The 21,003-nt window shown below is 61.3% G+C and carries 13 protein-coding genes and 3 pseudogenes; 8 read left to right on the forward strand and 8 right to left on the reverse strand.

The window, feature by feature from the left end; all coding sequences use genetic code 11:
• Nucleotides 1-375: 375 nt before the first annotated feature.
• Nucleotides 376-1,755 (reverse strand): SagB family peptide dehydrogenase, encoded by a 1,380-nt coding sequence (locus tag AC5Y3Z_RS17640; RefSeq protein WP_463828192.1) that lies wholly within the window; start codon nucleotides 1,753-1,755, stop codon nucleotides 376-378.
• A gap of 499 nt (nucleotides 1,756-2,254) precedes the next feature.
• On the opposite strand from AC5Y3Z_RS17640, the gene AC5Y3Z_RS17645 reads away from it, so the two are divergent.
• A complete protein-coding gene (locus AC5Y3Z_RS17645; protein WP_463828046.1) occupies nucleotides 2,255-3,187 on the forward strand; it encodes an alpha/beta fold hydrolase in 933 nt (310 codons plus the stop codon).
• 598 nt (nucleotides 3,188-3,785) lie between these two features.
• Here the strand turns inward: AC5Y3Z_RS17645 and AC5Y3Z_RS17650 are convergent.
• Nucleotides 3,786-3,935, reverse strand: a pseudogene (locus tag AC5Y3Z_RS17650) (transposase); the annotation flags it as partial.
• Nucleotides 3,936-4,627: 692 nt separating this feature from the next.
• Here AC5Y3Z_RS17650 and AC5Y3Z_RS17655 point away from each other — a divergent pair.
• From AC5Y3Z_RS17655 to AC5Y3Z_RS17675, 5 genes and pseudogenes are all read left to right on the forward strand, one after another.
• On the forward strand, nucleotides 4,628-4,939 hold the full coding sequence (locus AC5Y3Z_RS17655) for a zf-HC2 domain-containing protein (protein WP_463828047.1): 312 nt from the start codon (nucleotides 4,628-4,630) through the stop codon (nucleotides 4,937-4,939).
• Between the two features lie 492 nt (nucleotides 4,940-5,431).
• Nucleotides 5,432-5,729: pseudogene (locus tag AC5Y3Z_RS17660) on the forward strand (hypothetical protein).
• A gap of 568 nt (nucleotides 5,730-6,297) precedes the next feature.
• The gene (locus AC5Y3Z_RS17665) at nucleotides 6,298-7,884 is read left to right on the forward strand and encodes a PPE family protein (RefSeq protein ID WP_463828048.1); all 1,587 of its coding nucleotides are present in this window, start codon (nucleotides 6,298-6,300) and stop codon (nucleotides 7,882-7,884) included.
• A 437-nt stretch (nucleotides 7,885-8,321) separates the two neighbouring features.
• The gene (locus AC5Y3Z_RS17670; protein ID WP_463828049.1) at nucleotides 8,322-8,786 is read left to right on the forward strand and encodes a hypothetical protein; all 465 of its coding nucleotides are present in this window, start codon (nucleotides 8,322-8,324) and stop codon (nucleotides 8,784-8,786) included.
• Between the two features lie 468 nt (nucleotides 8,787-9,254).
• Nucleotides 9,255-9,897 (forward strand): annotated as a pseudogene (locus tag AC5Y3Z_RS17675) (IS21 family transposase); the annotation flags it as partial.
• Nucleotides 9,898-10,510: 613 nt separating this feature from the next.
• Here AC5Y3Z_RS17675 and lpqS (AC5Y3Z_RS17680) read toward each other — a convergent pair.
• The 5 genes from lpqS (AC5Y3Z_RS17680) to AC5Y3Z_RS17700 form a co-directional block, all read right to left on the reverse strand.
• Nucleotides 10,511-11,074, reverse strand: a complete 564-nt coding sequence (gene lpqS, locus AC5Y3Z_RS17680; RefSeq protein ID WP_463828050.1) for a putative copper homeostasis (lipo)protein LpqS — start codon at nucleotides 11,072-11,074, stop codon at nucleotides 10,511-10,513.
• A 1,179-nt stretch (nucleotides 11,075-12,253) separates the two neighbouring features.
• Nucleotides 12,254-12,568 (reverse strand): four-helix bundle copper-binding protein, encoded by a 315-nt coding sequence (locus AC5Y3Z_RS17685; protein WP_463828193.1) that lies wholly within the window; start codon nucleotides 12,566-12,568, stop codon nucleotides 12,254-12,256.
• Between the two features lie 353 nt (nucleotides 12,569-12,921).
• Nucleotides 12,922-13,755, reverse strand: coding sequence for a serine/threonine-protein kinase (locus tag AC5Y3Z_RS17690; protein ID WP_463828051.1), 834 nt, complete (start codon nucleotides 13,753-13,755; stop codon nucleotides 12,922-12,924).
• A 418-nt stretch (nucleotides 13,756-14,173) separates the two neighbouring features.
• The gene (gene lpqS / locus AC5Y3Z_RS17695; protein WP_463828052.1) at nucleotides 14,174-14,641 is read right to left on the reverse strand and encodes a putative copper homeostasis (lipo)protein LpqS; all 468 of its coding nucleotides are present in this window, start codon (nucleotides 14,639-14,641) and stop codon (nucleotides 14,174-14,176) included.
• Between the two features lie 635 nt (nucleotides 14,642-15,276).
• Entirely contained in the window at nucleotides 15,277-16,086 is an 810-nt protein-coding gene (locus AC5Y3Z_RS17700) for a TetR/AcrR family transcriptional regulator (protein WP_463828053.1), read from the reverse strand.
• Between the two features lie 598 nt (nucleotides 16,087-16,684).
• Here AC5Y3Z_RS17700 and AC5Y3Z_RS17705 point away from each other — a divergent pair.
• Nucleotides 16,685-16,975 carry a metal-sensitive transcriptional regulator gene (locus tag AC5Y3Z_RS17705; RefSeq protein WP_463828054.1) on the forward strand — a complete coding sequence of 97 codons (291 nt, stop codon included), beginning with the start codon at nucleotides 16,685-16,687 and terminating at the stop codon, nucleotides 16,973-16,975.
• A 1,178-nt stretch (nucleotides 16,976-18,153) separates the two neighbouring features.
• Here the strand turns inward: AC5Y3Z_RS17705 and AC5Y3Z_RS17710 are convergent.
• On the reverse strand, nucleotides 18,154-18,660 hold the full coding sequence (locus AC5Y3Z_RS17710) for an STAS domain-containing protein (RefSeq protein ID WP_463828055.1): 507 nt from the start codon (nucleotides 18,658-18,660) through the stop codon (nucleotides 18,154-18,156).
• A gap of 1,024 nt (nucleotides 18,661-19,684) precedes the next feature.
• Here AC5Y3Z_RS17710 and AC5Y3Z_RS17715 point away from each other — a divergent pair.
• Nucleotides 19,685-20,722, forward strand: coding sequence for a L,D-transpeptidase (locus AC5Y3Z_RS17715; RefSeq protein WP_463828056.1), 1,038 nt, complete (start codon nucleotides 19,685-19,687; stop codon nucleotides 20,720-20,722).
• Nucleotides 20,723-21,003 lie beyond the last annotated feature (281 nt).

Here is a 21,003-nt window from a genome sequence, read left to right on the forward strand (position 1 = left end):
CGTTCGCGGGTGTTGCCGGGGCGGCTTGGAAACTTTCGCCGAGCTGTTTGAGATGCTAACGCTTGCCAGCACCACCAAATTTCGGATTTTTTGGGTCTGTACGAGGGGTCGCAGCACTGGGTCGGATCGCAGCATTGGACCCGGACCCACCTGTTGAACTGGCGCTGATTTTGGCAGACGACCTGCAGCGGCTCGCAGTTGCCGACGATCGTGACGCGGCACCGAGGGTTGGCGTCGTCGTCAGCCAGGAGATTTACCGTCCCACCGGACCGTGAGCGAGTCGCTCGGGCGGCGCACGCATCGCCGTGATCAGTCCCCGCTATCGGGAACTGAGCTATTGCTAATGAGCGATGCTTTTCAGTACGCGGTGACCCCCTAATGCAAGGCGGTCGAGCCGATGACAATGCTTCCCACACTGCATTCCTGCATTTCGTCAACACCGGTGGCGGTGACGAACGCCGCGGTGTCGCCGAACCCTTGCGCACAAGCGCCGAGACCCATTGCAGTCGCAGCTAAGTAGATCGTTTGCATCAGCACTCCGACATCCTTCAGAATTACCGTGTAAGCGACTTGCTCATAAGTCCACATCATCCGACCGCACCGCGCAGCCATAACGATGAGCACTTGCGGCTCGGCGCCTGCGGCGAGCGTCGCCGAGGCAACCCTCATCAATTGCGACACCGCGGGCGAATCCGCACTGGCTACTGGGAACAACGCATGATCGAAGGAGTCGTAGTGATACATACCTGGCTTTAGTCCGGCGACGTTCCGGACCACCGGATAGAGCTCAAGTTCATAAACACTGCCCCCCGACGGGTATGGCCGCGACACAAGTTCGTCACCATCAGAAACCTGATGAGTGCTCCGCGTACGCGCCGTGCGGTAAAGCAATTCGGCCAATTGCTCGGCGGTGATCGGGCGAGTCTCATCGAATGCCCTTGTCGAAACCCGATCTTCAAGCACCGCCGTTAACGTCGGGTCGTGCCTTCGCCTGGCCCTCAAATCGGGAACGTACAGCGGGATCGGTGCACCCGGATAAAGTTGACGGCGCGCGGGGGGCTGCGGGAAGCGGCCCTTTGCCCACTTGGTGGGACCGAAATGCTCCCAAGTGACGGTGCGTTTGCCGAGGGTGCTGCGACGGTGAAACCATAGATCCGGTGCGCTCCAACTCAGGGCATCGAAGGTGCAGTCCTCGTCGCCGACCGGGACCACGAAACCGCACCGGTGCAGATCCAGAAGGAATCGGGACTGGACTGTGGACCGTGCTTCCACGCCGTTTTCTGTTGTCCCGTCGAGTAGGGCAAGCAAACCACCGTCATGGATGCGCAAATCGCACCAGCCCATTGGATGCTCAAGGATCAAACCGTTCGAGTCTCGGTGCAGCACAGCGAATTTCGACATTATTGCAGGCCGTGTCGTCAGCGGCGGCGCAGGCGGTGATGCGGGTTGCGTAAACGGCAAAATGGAGTAGGAATCTCTTTCGCCATCGCGAACGGTGATGGTGAGCCAGCCGCCGGCGTGAAGCCGACGCATCAGTGCGTTGATGTCGCTTCGGTGTCCTGGTGGGCAGATCTCGGCGACTGTCGCCGGCCCATTGCTAAGTGCGTTGAGCGCTTGGAGCTGTCCGGCCGTCAATCCGACGAGCTTCTCGCGGTGCGAGGGATCCAATAGCACTGTGCCGTCGGGTGTATTCACGCACGTGGCTCCCAACCGGAACGCGAATCTCGTTTGGTGGGGGTACCTGGTACTGGACATAGTCATGGACATTTCGCTCCTCAGTGCCACGCGGACCATCGACGTTAGGTTAGCCAAGGCTAACTACTTGGACAACATTTCGACGGCGCGGCGACAGGCTAAGCCCGCAGCTTTCAATCAAGCTCGGGATCGGCCGAAACCGTTTGATACAAAGCCGTCATCGCGGTGTATGGGCAAAGCAATGGCCGAACCGCTGAGTTCATAACGGTACCCTACCCCCCTAAGGCACATAGTAAGTTTAGTGGTGTGCTGGTGTTGACTGAACACTATCGTCGCGGTGGCTTCGGGCTTCCCTTTTCAGAGCGGATCATCGTGTCTGGTCCCATATGTCCACTTGCCCTGGCGACCGGACGAAAAGGGGACGCAACTGGCAGTTGTGCGTGACCCGCTACCGGTCGATCACCAGCGATCACCGTAGCGATGGCAGGATCGGTGGGACACGATGAGTTCTTCCTACCGACACCGCCGGGGGCAATCTTCTGCGACGGAAGGCAGACCGGTGATACACACTCTGGGCAACAGTAACTTTGTCCGCCTCGCGGATGGCCGCCGACTGCACTACATGACCGCCGGCGCCGCCGGGCCAACCGTGCTGTTCGAGTCCGGTTTGGGCGCATCACGATCGGAGTGGGGACTCGTGCAACCACTTGTCGCGCCGAGGTTTCGTTCGGTGGTCTATGACAGGGCTAATCTTGGTCGCAGTGACGATGATCTCGAACCACGCAGCCTGCAACGCATCGTCAGCGACCTCACCGAGCTATTATTCGCGCTGGATGCGGCCCCATACATCCTTGTCGGACACAGTTACGGCGGAACCATTGCCCTGGCCGCGGCGTCGGCGAATACGTCGCTCATCGCAGGACTGGTACTGATTGACCACGCCGATGAACACGTAGATATTTGCTGCGGGTCTCCGCTTATACGCTTGCGTAAGATCGTGTTGGCTGGCCGGTCAATCATTAGTGTCCTGAGACGCCTGCGCCTGATCAGATTGGTCGCCCGGCATGTCATGCCGGGAATGCCAGCAGACGTGCGAGAAGATCTTGTCAACGAGGACTTCACCGCGCGCGCGGCCAAGGCGGCCGAAATCGAGGAACAGTTCTTTATCGAGGCGCTGCGGAGTCTGCGTCGCAATCCGCCTGAGCTGGGCGCCGTTCCGGTGACGATCATTTCCGGGATGAAATCGTCGATATTTGACAGGTCTATTCGGAGACAATTCGTGACGGCGCACCGCCGGACCGCAGCGCGGATGCACGCACGTCACGTGGAGGCCGCGCGATCGAATCATCAAGTGGTATTCACCGAACCGCTGCTGGTTGCAAAGGAGATCATTCGAATTGCGGGTCGCCGCCGCGAGCTGCACCCCACCGACCGCACGGCACAACATAGCTCGATTAGAGCTCCGGGGCGGTTTGGTCGTACAGGCAAATAGGTCGTGAGGCCGCGATCGAAGCGATTCAGCAGTTAGGGTGTGTGCACGGGAATCAACGCGACAAGTGGCACATCAGCAGGCCCGAACGGCGAATGCCGCGTTAACCGTGACCGCGAGACGGTGACGAGCGCTGCGCAAGCCCAAAGCTACTGCACGCCCGTCGGGCCGTTTGGCGCGGGCCAACACGGCCAGATCGGCGCCGCGAGGGCCTTGGCGGGTGTCGCGCGGCACATGCTTTGCAGCCCCCAGCAACACTGCCGCACCGTTTCGTCAGGCCGAAGCGTCGTTGGCGCACATCTCCAGCAATCGTGACACCCTACCGGCGCGACTCGACCAGGACGGCTCATAGCGCCACCGAAGCGGCGAAGTTTGACAAATGACACCCGGGTACTACGGGACTGTGCCGGGTTCTGATCGTCAGCAACGCCGCCGCCTACCGCCATATGGTGTTGACGTCGGTTAAAGACCCGGCCAGTCGCGACGGTTGAAATGGATGGCCACCCAGTCAGATTAATTTAGTGGTCTTTTTGGGAGACTGGGCCGTGATCCGGCATCTTCACCGCAGCGAGGGTTTGTCGCAGCGGGCCATCGCACGACAATCGACTCGGGTTAGACGGCGCGGCCGCCACTTAACGATCTGCGATCGAAAGCTGCCATCGTCGTTGCGGGATACCGTCATCTCGATCTCACCGACTGTGTCGGTGAGCACTGTTTCGGTGGGAGTGCCGTTGCGCGATCTGACGCGATTGGGGGACCTTCCTCGCCAGGCTCACACCCGGCGTGTCGGGCCACTTGCAACGCAATTCGGATACTTCCCTGCCGAACGTCAACGAGATAGCACCACTGGTGGGTTGCAAGGACCAACTGTCTATGTAAGCAGTCGTATTGCGTCGAGTTTGGTCGTGGGTGGTTGCCGAAGGCTGGCTCTTCCGATTTAGACACGCGAACCGGGTTGAACTCGGATCGGCGTAGAAATCGTGTTACAAGCAAGGAGGTGTTCGAATGCCCAGGGCCGTCGCGCCGATAGCAGTAACAGCAAACAGGACCCTTCACGGGGGCTCGCCACAGGGTTGCGGTGTTGTGCAAAGCGAGCGCAACGGGAAACGGGCGCGCCGCCGCGCTTTCCCGGCCATAGGCCAAAGAGGTGCGAGGTGGTGCGCGAGGCGTTGGCAATGCCGGGTGGCGCCAGAGCTACTGTGCAACCTTTTGACGAATGACACATGCCAGGCGGGCATTCACGGCTCAGGCTGCACTTTGCGATGTTCAGGCCAGCGCCCGCTTTCACACTGCACCGTTCCTTGCCTTGGCCGAAGAGCCAAAGGCTACTCGCTCTCAGGCCAGATCGGCACTGCGCGCCGTCAGCCCAAATGCTTAAGTGCCGAAGAAAGCTGGATGATAATCACGTCGATAAGGGGACCTGACCCGCGGGATGACTGGCACATGAGTGTAAACGATGATGATTGCTATGCGATTTGGGACGCGGCCTACGTCCTCGGATCCCTATCTGCGGCCGACCGCCGTGAATTCGAGACGCATTTGACGCACTGCCTGGCATGTCGGCAAGCCGTCGATGAACTGGCCGGCATTCCAGCTTTGCTTAACGAGCTAGACTTTCGCACGGCCACTGCGATTGATGACCTAGGCACTTCTCGGCAATGTTACTGGCGTCGGCCGAGCTGCCGTCGGTGCGGTGGATCCAAAGACACCGCGCGCCGCCGGCTTTGGATATTTCACGGTGTATTCGCAAGATAGATCACAGGACTGCCCAGTCTCATTAAAGTCCCGTAGCTGCGCGTAAGGAGGCTACGTTCCGCACTGTACAAGCGGCCAGACTAAACCTCACCCCATCCGTCCGCGTGCAGCTATGCAGTCCCGAGACTAGCTGGTGTGCGTAAAGACGACTTGACATCTGCTATTTTGTGAACCCATTCTTTCCAGTACGTGGGAAATCACTAACAGCGCCCGCGAGCACGGCATTTCCGATGAATATGTTGCACGCGATCGATTTCGCAAGCCGCACCGTCGAGTAGAAGTACGACAGCGAGGTTCGTTTGCTCATTATGGTGCAGACTGCACCGGGCGTCTGCTCGAAATCGGCGTAGTTACCGATGAGCTCGATCAGATCATTTACGCCACGTCCTGCGTCCGAAGTTCTACGACTACCTCCGCTGAGCGCAACTACACCGACGCGCACACCTGCCCCCACGCACATGCACACCAACACCTCGAGATTGGTCCGTATCCATGGCACCTGAACACTCCACCCCGTCCGCTGCCGAGGATTGGCTCGACAAGCTCGAGTGAGCCCGGCCAAGGCGCGCGACGCCAGTCACATGCGCCGCATTGCCGCGGCTGTCAAGGTCCTCGATGATGCCGGCGCCGAACTGCTCGCCGCTGTCAAAGCCGCCGCGCCGCCGGCGACTCCTGGTCCATGATTGGCACCACCATGGGCGTCAGCCGGCAGGCCGCCTTCCAACGATTCGGAAATGTCGCACATGACCCCGCAGCTGTTCGACGTCGTCATACACGTTGCCGTCAATAACGACCGGCCACCTGGAACCCTTTGACGTTTCGGCCTGCACAAGAGTTTCGTTTACCGACTCTTGAAACGGCGCTTCTTTCCCCACGGTCACGATGACCTTCTTGGGCGTCGCACCTGCAGTAACTCCGGCGGCTGCGGCGGTCGCGGCCTCGACCGGGTCACATACGTGAGTCGCACCAAACTTCAGCGCTCGTTCTAGTATCCATCGACGGGCCCCACACATTAGGTGGCGCCTGCCGCGATTGTTCCTGCGCCGCGGGGTACCGCTGGCGGTATAAGCGGTAGTGCGACCGAGGTTGAGCCATGGCGCGAATGCGGTTGCCCAAGATAGAGACCGCACGATCGATTGTCGCGGTCGTCGGACGGTCGAGACTCGAAGGTGCGCAAGTCTGCGACCGATATTTCGTGCTCGCGTGGGCCGGCCCGTATTACCACGCATCAACGCGCCGTAACCTCTCCCCGACTGCAGCCACCACCGGACTGCCTAATTCCCGCGGACACCATATTGAAAATGGTTTTCAAAGTCAGTAAGGTGTCCAGTTGGGGTTCACGGGGAGGAGGGTCTCACATGGGCACGCTGTGGATGGCGTCGCCGCCAGAGGTGCATTCGACGCTGCTCAGCAGCGGCCCGGGACCCGGCCCATTATTGTCGGCCGCCGCGGCGTGGTCAGCGCTGAGCACCGAGTACACGCAGGTGGCCGCTGAACTCACGGCAGTGCTGGGTGCGGTGCAAGCCCAAGCCTGGGAGGGGCTCAGCGCCGACCTGTATGCGGGCGCGCACATGCCGTACCTAGCGTGGCTGACCCAGGCCGGCACGAGCAGCGCGGAAGCTGCTGCACAGCACGAGATCGCGGCGGCGGCATATACAACCGCGCTGGCGGCGATGCCGACGCTGCCCGAGCTAGCGATCAACCACGCCATCCACCAGACGTTGGTCGCGACCAACTTCTTCGGGATCAATACCATCCCGATAGCGCTCAACGAGGCCGACTACCTGCGAATGTGGATCCAGGCCGCCACCACCATGGCGACATATCAAGCAGTGTCCGACGCGGCGGTGGCGTCGACACCGCAGTCCAATCCCGCGCCGCAGATCGTGCAGCAGAGCCCTGCGGGCGGCCAGGCGGCTGAGGTGGCGCACGCAGATGCGCCCACACCTATCGACTACGTCGTCGCAGAGTTTTTGCGGATCATCTCTGGTGGCCGGGTGAACTGGGATATCGCTGAAGGCACTCTCAATGGGATTCCTTTCGAACAATATACGAATGCGGCCGACCCGTACTGGTGGGTTGCTCGCGCTATCGAGTTCCCGAAAGATTTCGAAACGTTTATTCAGGAGCTTTTTACCAATCCGCAACAGGCTTTGCAGTCCTACTTCGATCTTATTTTCTTCGACTACCCCGAGCACATACCGCAGATTTTTCAAGCGGTGAACCAGGCCCCGCTGTTACTGGGGGCCGCGCTCGGTGCCGCTGTCACCAATCCGGGCGCGGTCACCGGTTTGGCCGGGCTTTCCGGTCTGGCTGCCATTCAGCCTACGGCGATCCCGGCCGTTGTGGCGCCGCCTGTCGCCGCCGCAGAACCAATGTTGCCGGTTACGCAGATGGCCCCGGTAGCGTCGGTCGGGCCCGCGACGCCGGCGCCCGCCCCTGCGCCTGCTGTAAGCGCGGTCACCAGCGCGGGGCCGGCACCCCCGCCGCCGGCCCCGGCCGCCGCGAGCGTCGGCTACCCGTTCCTAGTGGGCGGCGGCCCTGGTGCCGGCTTCGGGTCGGGGTCCGGGATGGGCAGTAGCGCCAGCGCCAGTGCCAAGAAGAAAGCGCCCGAGACCGATGCTGCCGCAGCGGCAACCGACGCGTCCGCGCGTGCGCGGGCCCGTCGAAGCCGACGCGCTGCGCGGCACGACCACGGCGACGAGCTGATGAACATGGACGTCGACGTCGACCCGGACTGGAGCGTGCCGCCCAGTAGGGAGCCGAGACTGTCGACCGTTGCCTCGGATCAAGGCGCCGGACATTTGGGTTTCGCCGGCACTATGGTCAAGGACGCAGGCGCGGCGGCGGGCCTGACTACGCTGGTCGAGGACGAATTCGGCAGCGGACCGAAGCTGCCGCTGGTTCCGGGCACCTGGACCCCGGACGAAGCCGGTGCTTCGTGAACCCGGGGCCGTGCCGTGGGGTACGGAGGGACCTTTACAGTTGGGGTTTCACGCGTGTCGAGTCGACGCACTCTTCGCAGCGACCGGGCGGCCGTTAGCCGGAAACGCCTGATCCGCGCGCAGGGCTCCGTTCGCCAAGGAAAGCCGGACATGTAGGCGCCGTCGATAGGCACTACTTTACGCTTGGGAGAATGCTGACTTTCGTCAACACGAGGCTTCAGTTTTCGATCAGCACCGAGGTCCGCCCCGCCCGCCACGGGCGCGTTGTCGCATACGTGCTCGGGAACAGTGGCACGCACCCCCGCAAGCCAACCAGACACCAATGCACTCCTCATGTCGCACACCGTCGCCGCGACCGATCGCAGCGTGACCGCAGAAGCTAGATCCGCGCCACCTTCGACAACAAGTGAACAGTCCGTTGAGAAGTAGGTCCGCCAATGCCAACCATCGCGCATAACCCGGACGTCGGCGCCAACCGCTGGGGCCCGCTGCGAGTTCTTTTAACCATGCACGGCGTCGCGAGCTTGGCCGCTGCTGTCGTGCTGGCCGTAGCTCCCGCCGCCATCCCGGCGACAGTGAACATCACCTTGGAGCAACGAGGCTTCCTGCTCTCCTATCTTCTCGCCGCCGCCGAATTGTCAATCGGCTTGCTGTCATTGGGGGCTGCCCGATTGAACGACAAATTAGCTCTGCGTCTGATTGTCGCCGTCTTGGTGGTGTTCCACCTGGCGACCGGTGCTCTTGAGATCCTGTACATCATTGTCACTGCCCCCAGTGGCACTTTGCTCTTCAACGTCGTGACCCGGTTGGTTGCGGCCGCTTTGTTCGTCGTCGGATGGCAGATGTCCCAACGGCCATTGCGTGATGAGCCCAGCAGCACGCCGAACGTCCTAGGAAACTGACTGGCGTCGAGGGGCCTACGCGACAGTCACTTTCGGCCACCGAAGCCGCCCATGCGCCCAATAGCCGGTATCGGAAAGTTCCAGACCAAACGTCAGGCGATGGACGTGTCCCACAGCGGGCAACTTCAATCCACCGAGCTCTATGTGCGATTCGCCGCGCAGCTCGACTTGCGCTCAAAACGGATAGTCTTGGAAGATTAGAACCGCGGCAGTTCAAGCCGCGCTGGCGAGTCCCCGTCATCAGTTCGCCCCGACTCCCGAGTCAAAGCCGTCGTCGATTTTTAGTATCTTTGCAGTCCAAATTCCCGTTACTGAAAGCTGTAGCGATGAAACGCGTCCGTTGACGGAAGGCGATGGGAACTGGGCCGAAGTGTCTGGCGCACTTCGTAAAACAACCTACCGTTACCGGACTTCGGCGAAAAGGTCATCAAGCACCCATTGGGCAATGGCGGCTACCGTCCACTGGCGCCCGGACGGCATTGGGTAGTACCCGACGATGCCGGCCCGGCGCTTGCGCAGCGGGTCGGCTGGACCGTTAGGCATTCCCGGTTCGCCGGGTTCCCCGGCGCACTAACGCCCAAAGGGGTCGCGGCGTATCCCCGGTGCATCGCCGCGATGATGACCGCCGCTGGTCACGGGAGGGAGGATCTGCTGGCCGGGATGTGGCCGCCTCAGGGTGTCGTCGTGGTGCTTCGAAGACTGTTGTGGGACAACGAGTCCGTCGTCGGCCAGCGCGGTCGACTCGCTAAGGGGTGGCGAATGGCCGGATCCTGCGGGGCTACCGACCCGGTTGATCCAGACCCGTTCCATACGACCCCGAACCCAAAGGGCATAGTAGAGCGCCTATCTGGAGACGCCGTTCTTGCCCGGGCGGGCTTTCACGTCGGCGGCGGACTTCAACGCCCCGCTGTGGGCGTGGCTGGCTGCGATCGCCAACGCTGCATCCACGCCACCACCGGACTAATCCCCGCCGATGCACTCGCGGCGGATCTAGGGGCGATGCCGCCCTGCCACCGGTCGCTCCGGCAACGGGGGACGGTGCCGTTGAGGCGCGATTACTACGTCAGCTGCGGCGGTAATGCCTGATTCGGTGCATTCGGAGGTGATCGGTGCGCCTAGCAACCAGGAGCCCTAGTGTCGCCCGCCGCCGTGACCTCCCCCGCCGTGACCGCCACCGCCGTGACCGCCACCGCCGTGGCCTTGACCGCCGTGGCCTCCACCCCCGTGGCCCCCACCGCCGTGGCCTCCGCCCCCGGGGTGGCCGTAGCACACGGGCCACACACACCAAGGGTCATTCGGGAGGGGCCCAGGTTGCGCTTGGGCGCCGGATGCGGCGCCCAAGCCGGCCAGCCCTAATCCGGCGGTCATCACCACTGTTGCTGCGGCGGATGCGAACTTTTTCTTCATCGTGTTACCTCTTTCTTGTGTTTACTGCTTCTCTGCTTTTCCATCGCGGTGGATTGCGCGATGCAGTTACGGTTGGTTTCGGTGTTCTTTCGGGTGGCGTGGCAGTGCGGTCCGAGGTCGGTGAAGTGAGTGTGGCTGTCGGACAAGACATTCAGGGGACGATGAGGATGAGGCCGACCTCGCCGGCGGGGGCACTGAGTTGTTGCGCCGGCTTTTTGGGGTCACCGCTTTCGCGCATGTGCCTTTAAGGGGCAGCGTCAAACGTCGCTCAGCGCTCAGCGGTCGTTCGTTTTAAGGCACGACGTGGCGCTGACCGGTCAGCGGCGAGCCGTGCAGAGTCGCGTTAACAGGTCTTGCCCGTTGAGGACAGGGCCGAGCACTTGCGGGGGGCCCCGTTCGCCCGGCACCCGAGGGTTGGACGGCATGGCCGCACTGGCGACAGCCGCCGCCGCAAGCTCAACTAACCGGATAGTGGAGGGCGGCAACGTCGCCAGCACGTCGTGGCATTGGACCAACGAGCCGTCGAATAGGTGCGCGTGGTCGATGTTGACAGTGAACTCATCACCCGGCCAAGACATCACCGAATGGGTCTGTTCCGTCGTCGTAGGGATTGCGGTGCGCAATATCGCCGAGTGACCGATCAGCACGAACAGCAACACCACAACAGCGACCGCGCTTACTGATCGCCACCGCGGGAGCCGGGGGACCTGGCTCATCGCCGAAAGGCTGTCATAGCAGCACCGCGAAGATATGGGCGACGCGGAGCGGCGGGGGCCAGCCTCGGATCGACTCGGCACGCGCGTTAGGGGCGGGGCGTCCCACGCAACGGTGGCAAGCCGGGCAATACGAGCCGGTACCAGCTGCGCGCCCACGAACCTCATACCCCTACAGGGTACTACGCGGGCCGGCCTATGCCAACCGAATGTTGGCGTCGCCGTGCGCTTTAACTAGCGCGGTTCGATGCAGATGTAGTTGACCTACCAGACGTCCAACAACTTATCTGGCCACCGAATTATTAGGTGCCCTGCGGCATGGTGGGGGTCTTGCATTCAAACTGCTTGCCCGCATGTCGAATTCGCGCTGCGGTAGCTATCGTCGGCGTTGGTGCGCTCAGCGCCGCGCTGGCCGTAGGCCCCACCCGCATTGCGCGTCGCCCTTCGCCCCCATCAGTGCGCGCACGGGGTCGTCAGCGATTCGCGCAGTATGTCGGGCTGAGTGGTAGGCAGTCGCTCGCCAGCTGTGCCGAAACCCGATATCGTGGCACGGTCATCGCGTTAATTCTTTGCTCGAGTGACTTTGGACGGTCTCTTACAGGATTAACGCGATGACCTTATTTTTGCAGTACGCTTGCCGGGTTCAGGATGAGTCTCTGCGACAGAACCTGATGCGCGTCGGGTAGCAGGCGCGGTAATTTGGAAGATAGCTATCGATGCGCGCAGATTAGCAAACAATACGCTCTCAGCGCGCTTGCGGATCTGCACCGGGTGTGTTCGCCGCCGGATCCCACTCGTGACGCCGACCCATCGACTCGGCGTCCGACCCTCAGCGAGTTTCAAAGCAGTCGGCTGCAGCGTCCCCGGCACGCCGTCCGCCATGGCCGGTACGAACGAGCCGAGGCCGGTCGAGCAGACCGCCGTTTCCGCCCTGCTGATAAGCGGACGCTCCGCGCGGTGATGGTCGGGCGCATGCGAAACCCCGTGCAAGAAAACGATTTCGCCTATTGCGACCCACCGGCGACGGGCAAGCTCGCTGCGCACACTTTCCTAGTCATCGTCCACGATTTCGGCGAGAAATTCGCCTGCATACTTACGCCGATTGACACACGTCGTCTCTAAGAAAGAGGAAACCAGTCACTTGCAGTGCCTCAACAAACAGCAGACGTTGGGCGCGCTTGTGCTGTGCTCAGACCCAGCCAGCCGGGCGCTGCTGGATCACTGCTGCCTGCAAGCTTTCGGCAGGCTATCGATTACGGCGCGAAGGCGAGCAACGCAGGAAGCGTCCTTGGCCGCTCCACTGGGTAGGGCGCAGCGGCCAAGGACGGGTGGTGGTGCTGGGTCGGATCAGGCCATCGCCCGGCACTCCTGCGCGCAGCGCCGACACGATTCTGCGCAGGCGCGGCAATGATCGTTGTCGTGTTGGTCGCATTCGGCCGCGCACGCATCGCAAATCTCTGCGCACAACTGGCACAACTGAGCCGCCCATCGCGACCCGCGCGAGACTAATGCTACGCACGCCGCGCAGATTGCCGCGCAATCCAGGCACAACCGAACGCAATCGGCCATCTGCGCCTCATTAAGGCAACACGTCGCGCACGCCTCACATGCTGCCTGACACTCGGCGCATGCCTCCAGGCAGGCCTGGTTTGCTACCGTCATGACGCAATCTCCTTGCTCGTCAACCGTGGAGCGGTTGTGGTCATCTTTTGACTCTTCCCCAGCGCTGCTTGCGCGGGGGTCCTGATCTGTCACAGCAGTACCCAACGGGGGTAGGGTCTTTCGTCCTGAATTTTCAGTCGTGGGTATCTATGCGCCGGCAGGACCCGATGGCGTTGCGTGGGGTCGCATGGCGGGTCCTTGAGCCGAATCCGGCGACAAACGCCCGGGCGCAGCTCCGCCGTCTCGGCACCCGTGGCCGGTAGTAATTCGGCGGGAAAGCGAATAGACGCGTCTGCCTAACGAACCCAGTTGCCCGACGGTGCTACGCGCGAGGGAGTAGGTGGTCTTGCCGTCTACCGAGGACTCACTGACGTTATGGCCTTGGCGAAGTCGCGGCAGTGACGGAAACGATTGTCAGGTCGCTTGGCGAGAGCGATCGCTAATACGGTGTCGAAGGCAGCCAGGTCGGGGCGCGTGTCGGCAAGCGCAGGAGGCATGGCGGTGAGGTGACGGCCGAAGGCCTCAGCTGCATTGGAGTGCGCAAATAACCGTGATCCGCTCAGCAAATGGTATGTCGTGGCTGCTAGTGAATACTGGTCAGCGCGGCCGTCGAGCTGCTGCCTCATCAGCTGCTCAGGGGCGGAGTAGGCGACACTGTTAACGGTCAAGTTGGTGGTGGTCCATTCACTGATGTCGTCGCACCTGCGGGGGATCCCGAAATCAGTCAGCAGGATACGTTCCTCGTCAGCGGCCAGCATGATATTGGACGGCTTGACGTTTCGGTGCAGCAGTCCACGAGTGTGAGCGTAATCCAGGGCGTCGGCGACCGCGGTGACAATCGCGGCAACTCGACGCGGATGAAGGCCTCGCGGGAATTGCGCATCCAGAAGGCGGCCCGCGTCCACACCGTGGACGTAACTCATCGAGATCCACAGGTGGCCATGATTGTCCCCGCGGCGGTAAACGCGCGCGATGTTGGCGTGCCAGAGTCTGGACGCTAAATCGGTTTCACGCGCGAAGCACGCACGATAGTCGGCATGGGCGGACACAGAGCTGGCCAATACTTTAAGGGCTTCTCTACGCGGCAACTGCAGGTGCTGCGCCAAGTAAGTTTCCCCCACGGCTCCGGACCCCAGCCAACGCAGGATTCTGTAGCCAGCGAATGCCCTACTGTTTGCTAGCGGCATGATTCACAGCAGTAGGTCAGGAGCGCAAAGCCGCACAACAACCGCTTGGCGGTGCCCGGCCGCCCGGAGGTCGCGGCGCTCGAGTTGTCCACGCCGCGGATCAATTTCCGGTGGTAAACGCAATGGCGCCGCGCGCACCACGCCGGGCGAGTGACCTTCCGCATCCACCGGGCAGACGTGAGGTCAGTGCTTACCACCGGGTCAAACTCCTCCGGTGCCACCAATTGGTAGCAGTCAGAGTCGTTGTGCTGGTGGGCATTCCAAGCGTGCGGGTCTGCCGTCATCGGGTCGGGTAGTAGGGCGTTGCGGAAAAATTCTTCATTCGATCGTCGCTTTCGCTATGCGCCGCAAGGCAGTCTTAAAGTCTGTAAGCGGTCATTGGCCGTCGTGCGTGGCACGGCAACCGGACGCTGATCGATCAGCGACGAGCCAGGCAGAACCGCGTCAGACGGTCCTGACCGGTGAGGGCGGTGAATAGCCCGCTGGGCGGACCCCGCTCCGATGGCGCTACACAACGGGCCAGCATCGTCGTAGTCGTAGAAACTGCAGCTGCAAACCCGCATGCCACCAACATGGTTGCTGTCCACGGCAACACCGCGGAGGTGGCCAGGTGGTGGCACGCAGTCAACGACTGATTGCGATGGGCATGGTCGACATTGATTGCCGATTCCCCTACCAGCAAGGAGACCTGAGCATGCCAGCGATGGGGGCGAGGATTCGCAGGATGCAGCATTGCGCAATGGCCGACAAAGACGAGAAGCAACACGGCCGTGGCCGCGGCGATCACCGGCCGCCACCAGGGCCGCCCCGAAGGGCTACCTACCCCCACCACGACCCGTGGGCAGTGACGAGACCGACGCCGAAAGCCCGACAAGGTGCGGTACACCGCGTGTAGAAAGATCGACCAACCACAAGATTCCCGACGACAGCAACAGGCGGCGACACAGCATCAAACCGAGCCGGCAATTCCCCCGTCAATCCCATACCCGCAGGCTACGTCCCAATTATTCTACTAGCAACCACCTGGCACTATCGCACGCCGTTTGCCCTCGTCCCGAGGTTGCACCAGGAGTTTGATATCGCAATGCCGTGTTCTTATGGTCGCGTCGCGGTTGCGGTACGACCGGCTGTGGCTTGCCACTCGAGCACAGATACGAGTCGATGCGTCTACCGGGTTCAGGACGCTTTGCCGGACCGAAAAAGCGCCGCGCATCCCGCTGTGCTGGTCCAACACATGAATCGCAGATTGGACGAGCAATTACTCAAACGGTTACGGGCAAACAACTGTTGATGCTTAGTGTGGACACGAATTCAGCGTCACGACGACGAACGGCGCGGCTCCCCGCAAGAAGGTCGACGCCCGCACCGCCCGCGAAATTCTGACAGGCGTTTAAACCGTAGACATTCAGATGGGACAGGCCTGGCACTAGCCTTTGAAGAGCACATCTCTGAGGGGCCTGGGTGAGCAGCGACTGAGACGTGTTAGCAGGGGATGTCATCTTGGCCAATTTGTCTTCGCGTTTAGCTTAGCCGTCTTGGCTCCGGCGACAGATCTGCTTGGCGCAACAGGCTGCCAGTCAGCAGCCGGCGTAGCGAATCGATGATGGCTTCCGTATCGCGCGACCCTCTCGGCAAGGCGGGGTAAAACGCTACGGCACACAAGATCAGCAGTAGAACCTCGACGTACGACGCGACATCGGTATCGGTGTCGGTGGCAAGTTCTCCGGAGTCGACCGCTTCGTTGACAGCCCGTGTGACAAGATCCCGGGTGGTTCGCTCAAGTTTGTTGTCGATGTCCCGCAAGTCAGGGTGCCGCGGGAACTCCAGCGCGGCCATGGCCAGAAAAGATGCAGTAGAGGGATTTTGGGCATCGGCCTCTGCCGCCGCAGCAGCGAACGCAGCGATTCGGCCCAGTAGGGTCCTTTCGTGGTTGACCCGTTTCAGGCCGGCGGCCAACACGAGGTCAGTGGTCACGTTCGTCACTTCAATGTATAAGGCGCGCTTACTGGAGAAGTAGTAATTGATCGCAGGGCGGGTCACACCGGCCTGAGTAGCGATAGCCGTAAGACTAGCTCCCTCAAGACCGCGTTCGCTGAACATCTGCCTGGCGACACTGATTATCCGACGTCTCGTCTCTTCGGCCTTCGCAGCGGCGGGGCGTCCTGGTCCGCGGTTCGCGGTCGGCGGCACAACTAAAGTGTGCCACTCTGACGGAACGGCGTTGATTCTTTGAGCTCGCGGAGAGCAATTTGCTGGTGTACTAGCCTCGCCCGACCACGCTTGATGGAGACTCCTCACCACACCCCGTACTGGGGGCGATTCGCAGTTCATCGGAGAGGAGGATGTCTCGCAACGTATTTTGTACCTTCGGTGCAGAAATTATAAGGCATTCGTAGGAGTATTCGCTTCTGCAAACGGAGTATTTTGCGCCAATAAAGCACGACTAAGGACTAGGCTTAGGTTACGCAAACTACTGATCCTCGCTGACGTAATTCGACGCCACAGTATTGCTCGATCCCGGTTGCTCGCCGGTGCGCCGGTATCAATACGAACCGGGCGGCTTCCTTCGTTGGCCCTTAGTCGAATTTTTTCACTTTACTACCGACTAGGGACTCCTCAACATACAAGGACAGCCGGAATAACATCTTTGTCGTCGTAAATCTAATTCAACTCCGCGCGGTGTGTCACCTGCCGGTAAGGCGACGTCCTCTACGGAGGATGGGGAAGGCCGAAGCACACCTCTGCCGCGAAAATGTTTCCCGGGCGTACCATTTTGCGCCGTCGACGCCTGCCCGGAGGGACACGAAGAACAAAGATCATTAGAACGTTAGGTACGATGGCCACACGAGCGCAGACGTCATTGGATGTCAACCCTGCCCACCACGCGGCACTGCAGCGACGACCCTATGATCGGAGTCCAGGAGTTCAAATGAAGCCGACGTCCGGATATGCCACAAATAAGGACGGTCATGCCAAACGATTGCGCAAAATTGAAGGCCAAGTTCGCGGCATCGCGAAAATGATTGACGAGGACAAGTACTGCATCGATATACTCACTCAAATTAGCGCGGTGAGCAGTGCTTTGCGGTCCGTGGCACTCCACTTGCTCGACGACCACCTCGAGAACTGCATAACCGAAGCAATTCAGAAAGGAGGAAGACAAGCAGACGAAAAACTGGCCGAAGCATCCGCGGCTATCGCACGACTTGTTCGCTCCTGAGTAATCATGGTAACGCGGACCATTTAACCTCGCTGCTGGCGCGCAGGTGCTTGGCTTCTGTTTTGCAACTGCGGACGGGTGCGATGCTGCCTCCAAATGCCAAAGGTTCGCACCATATGTAATGTCTCCTGTCGGTTCACGTCACCGTCGCCGGTCTCGGCCAAGTAGACCGGTGTAGATCCAATCCCGGCAGCCCCTATATGTCCACTCGGCGTTTTCGTAGATCCGTTTGCGTATCGCTTACTAGGAGCCCCGGCCAAGGACTGCAGACCCTACCCCCGTCGGGTACCGCGGTAGAGGACTAGGTGGGAGCCAGCACGCAGTGCGGCGACGGAGCAGAGACGGCGACAACGGACTCGGCACAGCTACCGCTGCTCGCGGTCGGCGGATTGCTACACCCACCAGCGATCAAAGAAATCTTCGGCGGCTTATACCCAATGCATTGTCAGCTAGAATTCGGATATTCGCCGCAAGGCTTGCTTGGCGCCGAGAGCTCACCTTCCAGCACTCCCAGTTCTATCTCTCGTTTGAGAGCCACGGTGCCAGGCGCATGTAATTCCCGACAGTCGCCGCTGCAACTGAGCACGCCGAACGAGGGGGGCTCTGTAGAGATCGTCGGCGCCAACCCGACAGAGGCAAACGCAACGACCGCGGCGCTGATAATGATTTCCGTAATCATTGTGTACGTGTCCCAAAGTATGCTCAGAGCCATCATACACGGGAATTCGCGGACACCGGCGCTCTACTGCACGTTAAAATGGTCGTACCAGTGATTAAACGGCAGATAATCAGAAAAGGTACCCAGATACGCACCGTTGCAGTACGTCGGTTCGCGAAACTGGCTGCGCCAGCCGCATAGCGTATGTCAGCGCGAAGCGGTGGCGCTGTGCCGTTTGTTGGCCCCGGTACAGAACCAGCGGGGTATCAGACACCAGAAAGACGGTATTGCGACGGTGACCTAGTCACCCTCGCGCGGCAGCACGCCGGTCTTGGCGCGCGGTTGACGAACGTGCTGACTGCTCTCGGCGTCGCGGATCTTCAGTTGGCAGGCCGGCATCAGTGCCGGGTGCGCTCGCGGATACCAAGGCGTCGTTGACGACGAACTCATTGGTCGCGGCGGGCCCCGCCGCCCCCCGCATCACCGGATGGTAGCGGCGGTAGGCGGTTCGTGTGGTCACTCATCTCGGAGTCGCGATTGACCCCGTAGCGGCTGCGGTCCAGGGATTGGGGTTGCGTTGGCGGCCTGCGCACAGTCGCGGGGATCGTCGTCTCACTTTTTTTGCCGCTATCGCCACGCGGCCTAGCGCTTCACCTAGCGAATCCACGAGCGGAAGGGACTGTTCATTGCGCAGTGCCCCCGATTCAGCGTTGACGATCAGCGCCCAGTCGGTATCTGTTCGCAGGCAATCTTCAGCGATTACGGATAAGGCGCGCACGGCCGAATTGCCGACGAAAGCAGCATCGTACAGGTCCAGTACGAGGGGTCGCCCCGTTCCGACAAAGCTGCGAATGAAATCGCTTACTGGGTCCACGTTTGGGATGTCGAAGACGCCGGTGAATGCTAATAAAACAAAGGATTCGCAGCGCGAATAGGCTCTTATGTAAGCGCCGCGACAGTCGAACGGCAGACTCTGGGCTCGCGGTGATTGGGCACCGGAGGCTTGCTTGTGATAGGCGATTGGCATGCGAACTCCACAGGACCTAATTGCGGCCGTCACTTAAGACGCGGCCACGGCATATTCGGCATTTTTGCGAAAATCTCGCTGAATTCGGCACACCTCAAACTGATCACTCAACCTGCAGGCAAGGCATTCCCTGTATCCGTCGATCAAAACGTGAACCTCGCGTATCATGTCGAGTCGGCTTGTCACAGCCCGGGTATGGCTACGTTCACCGCGACATCCTTGGTTGCTGCCTCGCGGACATCATTGGATTCCGATCGATTGGTGAACATTACAGCCGAGTCGCGACGTACCCCCGTTACCACCGAGCCGGGATGCCGGATCGTGCGCGAGTTAGCGGCGTCGGATCCTGCGGGCGATGCGCGCCGGCACCCAGGCGCGAAGGAATGCCTGCCGGCTCGACAGCGACTCACGGCAAACCGCTTAGCGCTTCGGCTACATCGACGGCGTAGGTCGGCGATAAGGACCGCACCCGCTCCTCCTCCCTCTGATGGGAACCTACGCGTTAGGGAAACCAAACATATTGGTCGATATAGGATTTCGACGGTGCTACGAGCCGACAGTCCACGACCTAGCTAGTTGCACGAGCGCGGCGGCGTCTCTCATACCTTCGACCCGCCAACCGCCGTTGACGTGCGCCATAGTGTGGTGCAGCTCGACCACTCCGACCACCCCTCGTCTACTATACCCCCCTAGGGCACCGGCAGTCTGATCTATGATGTTGGTACGTAGATATGCAGTGTCTGTCCGGGCGGTGAGATGCGTCCGCTGACACCCTGAAACCGCGGAGAAACCCTGATGGCACGCAGCAGTCGGTGTACAAGGTGGATTGGCGCGCCGCTGGTGGCGGCGGCAGCATTGATCGCAGTGGTCGCGGCTCCCACGATGTGCCGTACGCAGTCGTGTCCGGCCGGCGCCGCGCCGCGCGCTGTCGCACGGTCTCGCGCCAACCGTCGCCGCATCCCGCAACAGTGACGATCTCTCCGGCTCCGGCGCCCGTGACGTCGACCCGCGGACCCCCGTCGCCGTGACCGCTACCGCGGGCTCGCTGGTGGCAGTGCAGATGGTCAATGAAGCCGGTAACGAAATCGATGGTGTCCTGACATCCGACAACAGGACCTGGAAGCCCAGCATGCCCCTAGGTTTCGGGCGCACCTACACGCTGAAGATCGTCGGCCGCGGCAGCGATACCACCATCACCACGACCCTGACATCCAGCTTTTCCACGGTTGTGCCGGTCAGACAATCAGCGGTGCGGCTCACCACCACCGCTGACACCCCACTGCGCGACGGCGACACCTATGGCGTGGGCACCGTTGTTGTGGCCCGTTTCGATGAACACATTCCCAATCGTGCGGCCGCGGAGCGGTCTCTGCGAGTCATCACCAATCCGCCGCTTGACGGGGCCTGGACGTGGGTCGATGAGCAGACTGCGCATTGGCGCCCGCAGCGTTACTACTCGCCGGGAACCATCATCACCGTAGCCGCCGATCTCTACGGTGTTGCCCTCGGCGATGGGCTCTATGGTCAAGAAGACGCCCGAGTGAGGTTGCGCGTCGGCGATGCCCACCTGACGGTCGCCGACGATGCCACCAAGCAGGTCACCGTTTATGAGAATGGGAATCTTGTGCGCACCATGCCGACTTCCATGGGCATGGGCGGCAGTCAAACCATCGGCGGGCACACATTCAGCTTTTGGACCCAACCCGGTGTCTACACCGTTATGGATAAGGCCAGGGCCGTCGTGATGGACTCGTCGACCTACGGTTTGCCGCTCAACTCGCGTCTCGGCTACCGCGAAACCATCAATTACGCCACCCGCATCAGTACCGACGGTATCTACCTCCATGAACTCGACGACACGGTGTGGGCGCAGGGCAACACCAATGTGTCCCACGGCTGTCTAAACCTCAACGCTGACAACGCCCGCTGGTTCTACCAGTTCTCCCAGCCAGGCGACGTCGTCGAAGTCCGCAACACCGGAGGCGCGCCCTTGGCTATCTGGCAAAACGGCGACTGGAGTGTGCCGTGGAACCAGTGGCTGGCCGGCAGCGCTTTGAGATGACCAGCCCAATCTGCGCTCGTCCCAGCGAAACGCCCAAGCTCAAGGACGCCTCCCATGATGCGATCCATCCGCGGGCAACAGACCGCAACCGCAGGAGTTCACGATTACGTCATCAGCGCCAGCGCGAACCGCTAATGCTCTCGACGCTTCCGATCAGGTGCTCGTACGCGAGTCGAGCCACCGCCTCCACCGCTGTCACTATCAACGGTGCGTCCGCGCGAACCACGATGGCCCGCAGTCTGTGCTGCTCGGTGGCGACGAACTCGACGTCTCAGCTGCCG

The organism is Mycobacterium sp. NGS61 (assembly GCF_059812325.1).

Bases quoted from the DNA above. Each gene is read 5' to 3' on its own strand.
- AC5Y3Z_RS17640 (WP_463828192.1), bottom strand. From the start codon at position 1,755: ATGTCCAGTACCAGGTACCCCCACCAAACGAGATTCGCGTTCCGGTTG.
- AC5Y3Z_RS17655 (WP_463828047.1), top strand. From the start codon at position 4,628: ATGAGTGTAAACGATGATGATTGCTATGCGATTTGGGACGCGGCCTAC.
- AC5Y3Z_RS17665 (WP_463828048.1), top strand. From the start codon at position 6,298: ATGGGCACGCTGTGGATGGCGTCGCCGCCAGAGGTGCATTCGACGCTG.
- AC5Y3Z_RS17670 (WP_463828049.1), top strand. From the start codon at position 8,322: ATGCCAACCATCGCGCATAACCCGGACGTCGGCGCCAACCGCTGGGGC.
- lpqS (WP_463828050.1), bottom strand. From the start codon at position 11,074: ATGAGGTTCGTGGGCGCGCAGCTGGTACCGGCTCGTATTGCCCGGCTT.
- AC5Y3Z_RS17685 (WP_463828193.1), bottom strand. From the start codon at position 12,568: ATGACGGTAGCAAACCAGGCCTGCCTGGAGGCATGCGCCGAGTGTCAG.
- AC5Y3Z_RS17690 (WP_463828051.1), bottom strand. From the start codon at position 13,755: ATGCCGCTAGCAAACAGTAGGGCATTCGCTGGCTACAGAATCCTGCGT.
- AC5Y3Z_RS17700 (WP_463828053.1), bottom strand. From the start codon at position 16,086: ATGAACTGCGAATCGCCCCCAGTACGGGGTGTGGTGAGGAGTCTCCAT.
- AC5Y3Z_RS17705 (WP_463828054.1), top strand. From the start codon at position 16,685: ATGAAGCCGACGTCCGGATATGCCACAAATAAGGACGGTCATGCCAAA.
- AC5Y3Z_RS17710 (WP_463828055.1), bottom strand. From the start codon at position 18,660: ATGCCAATCGCCTATCACAAGCAAGCCTCCGGTGCCCAATCACCGCGA.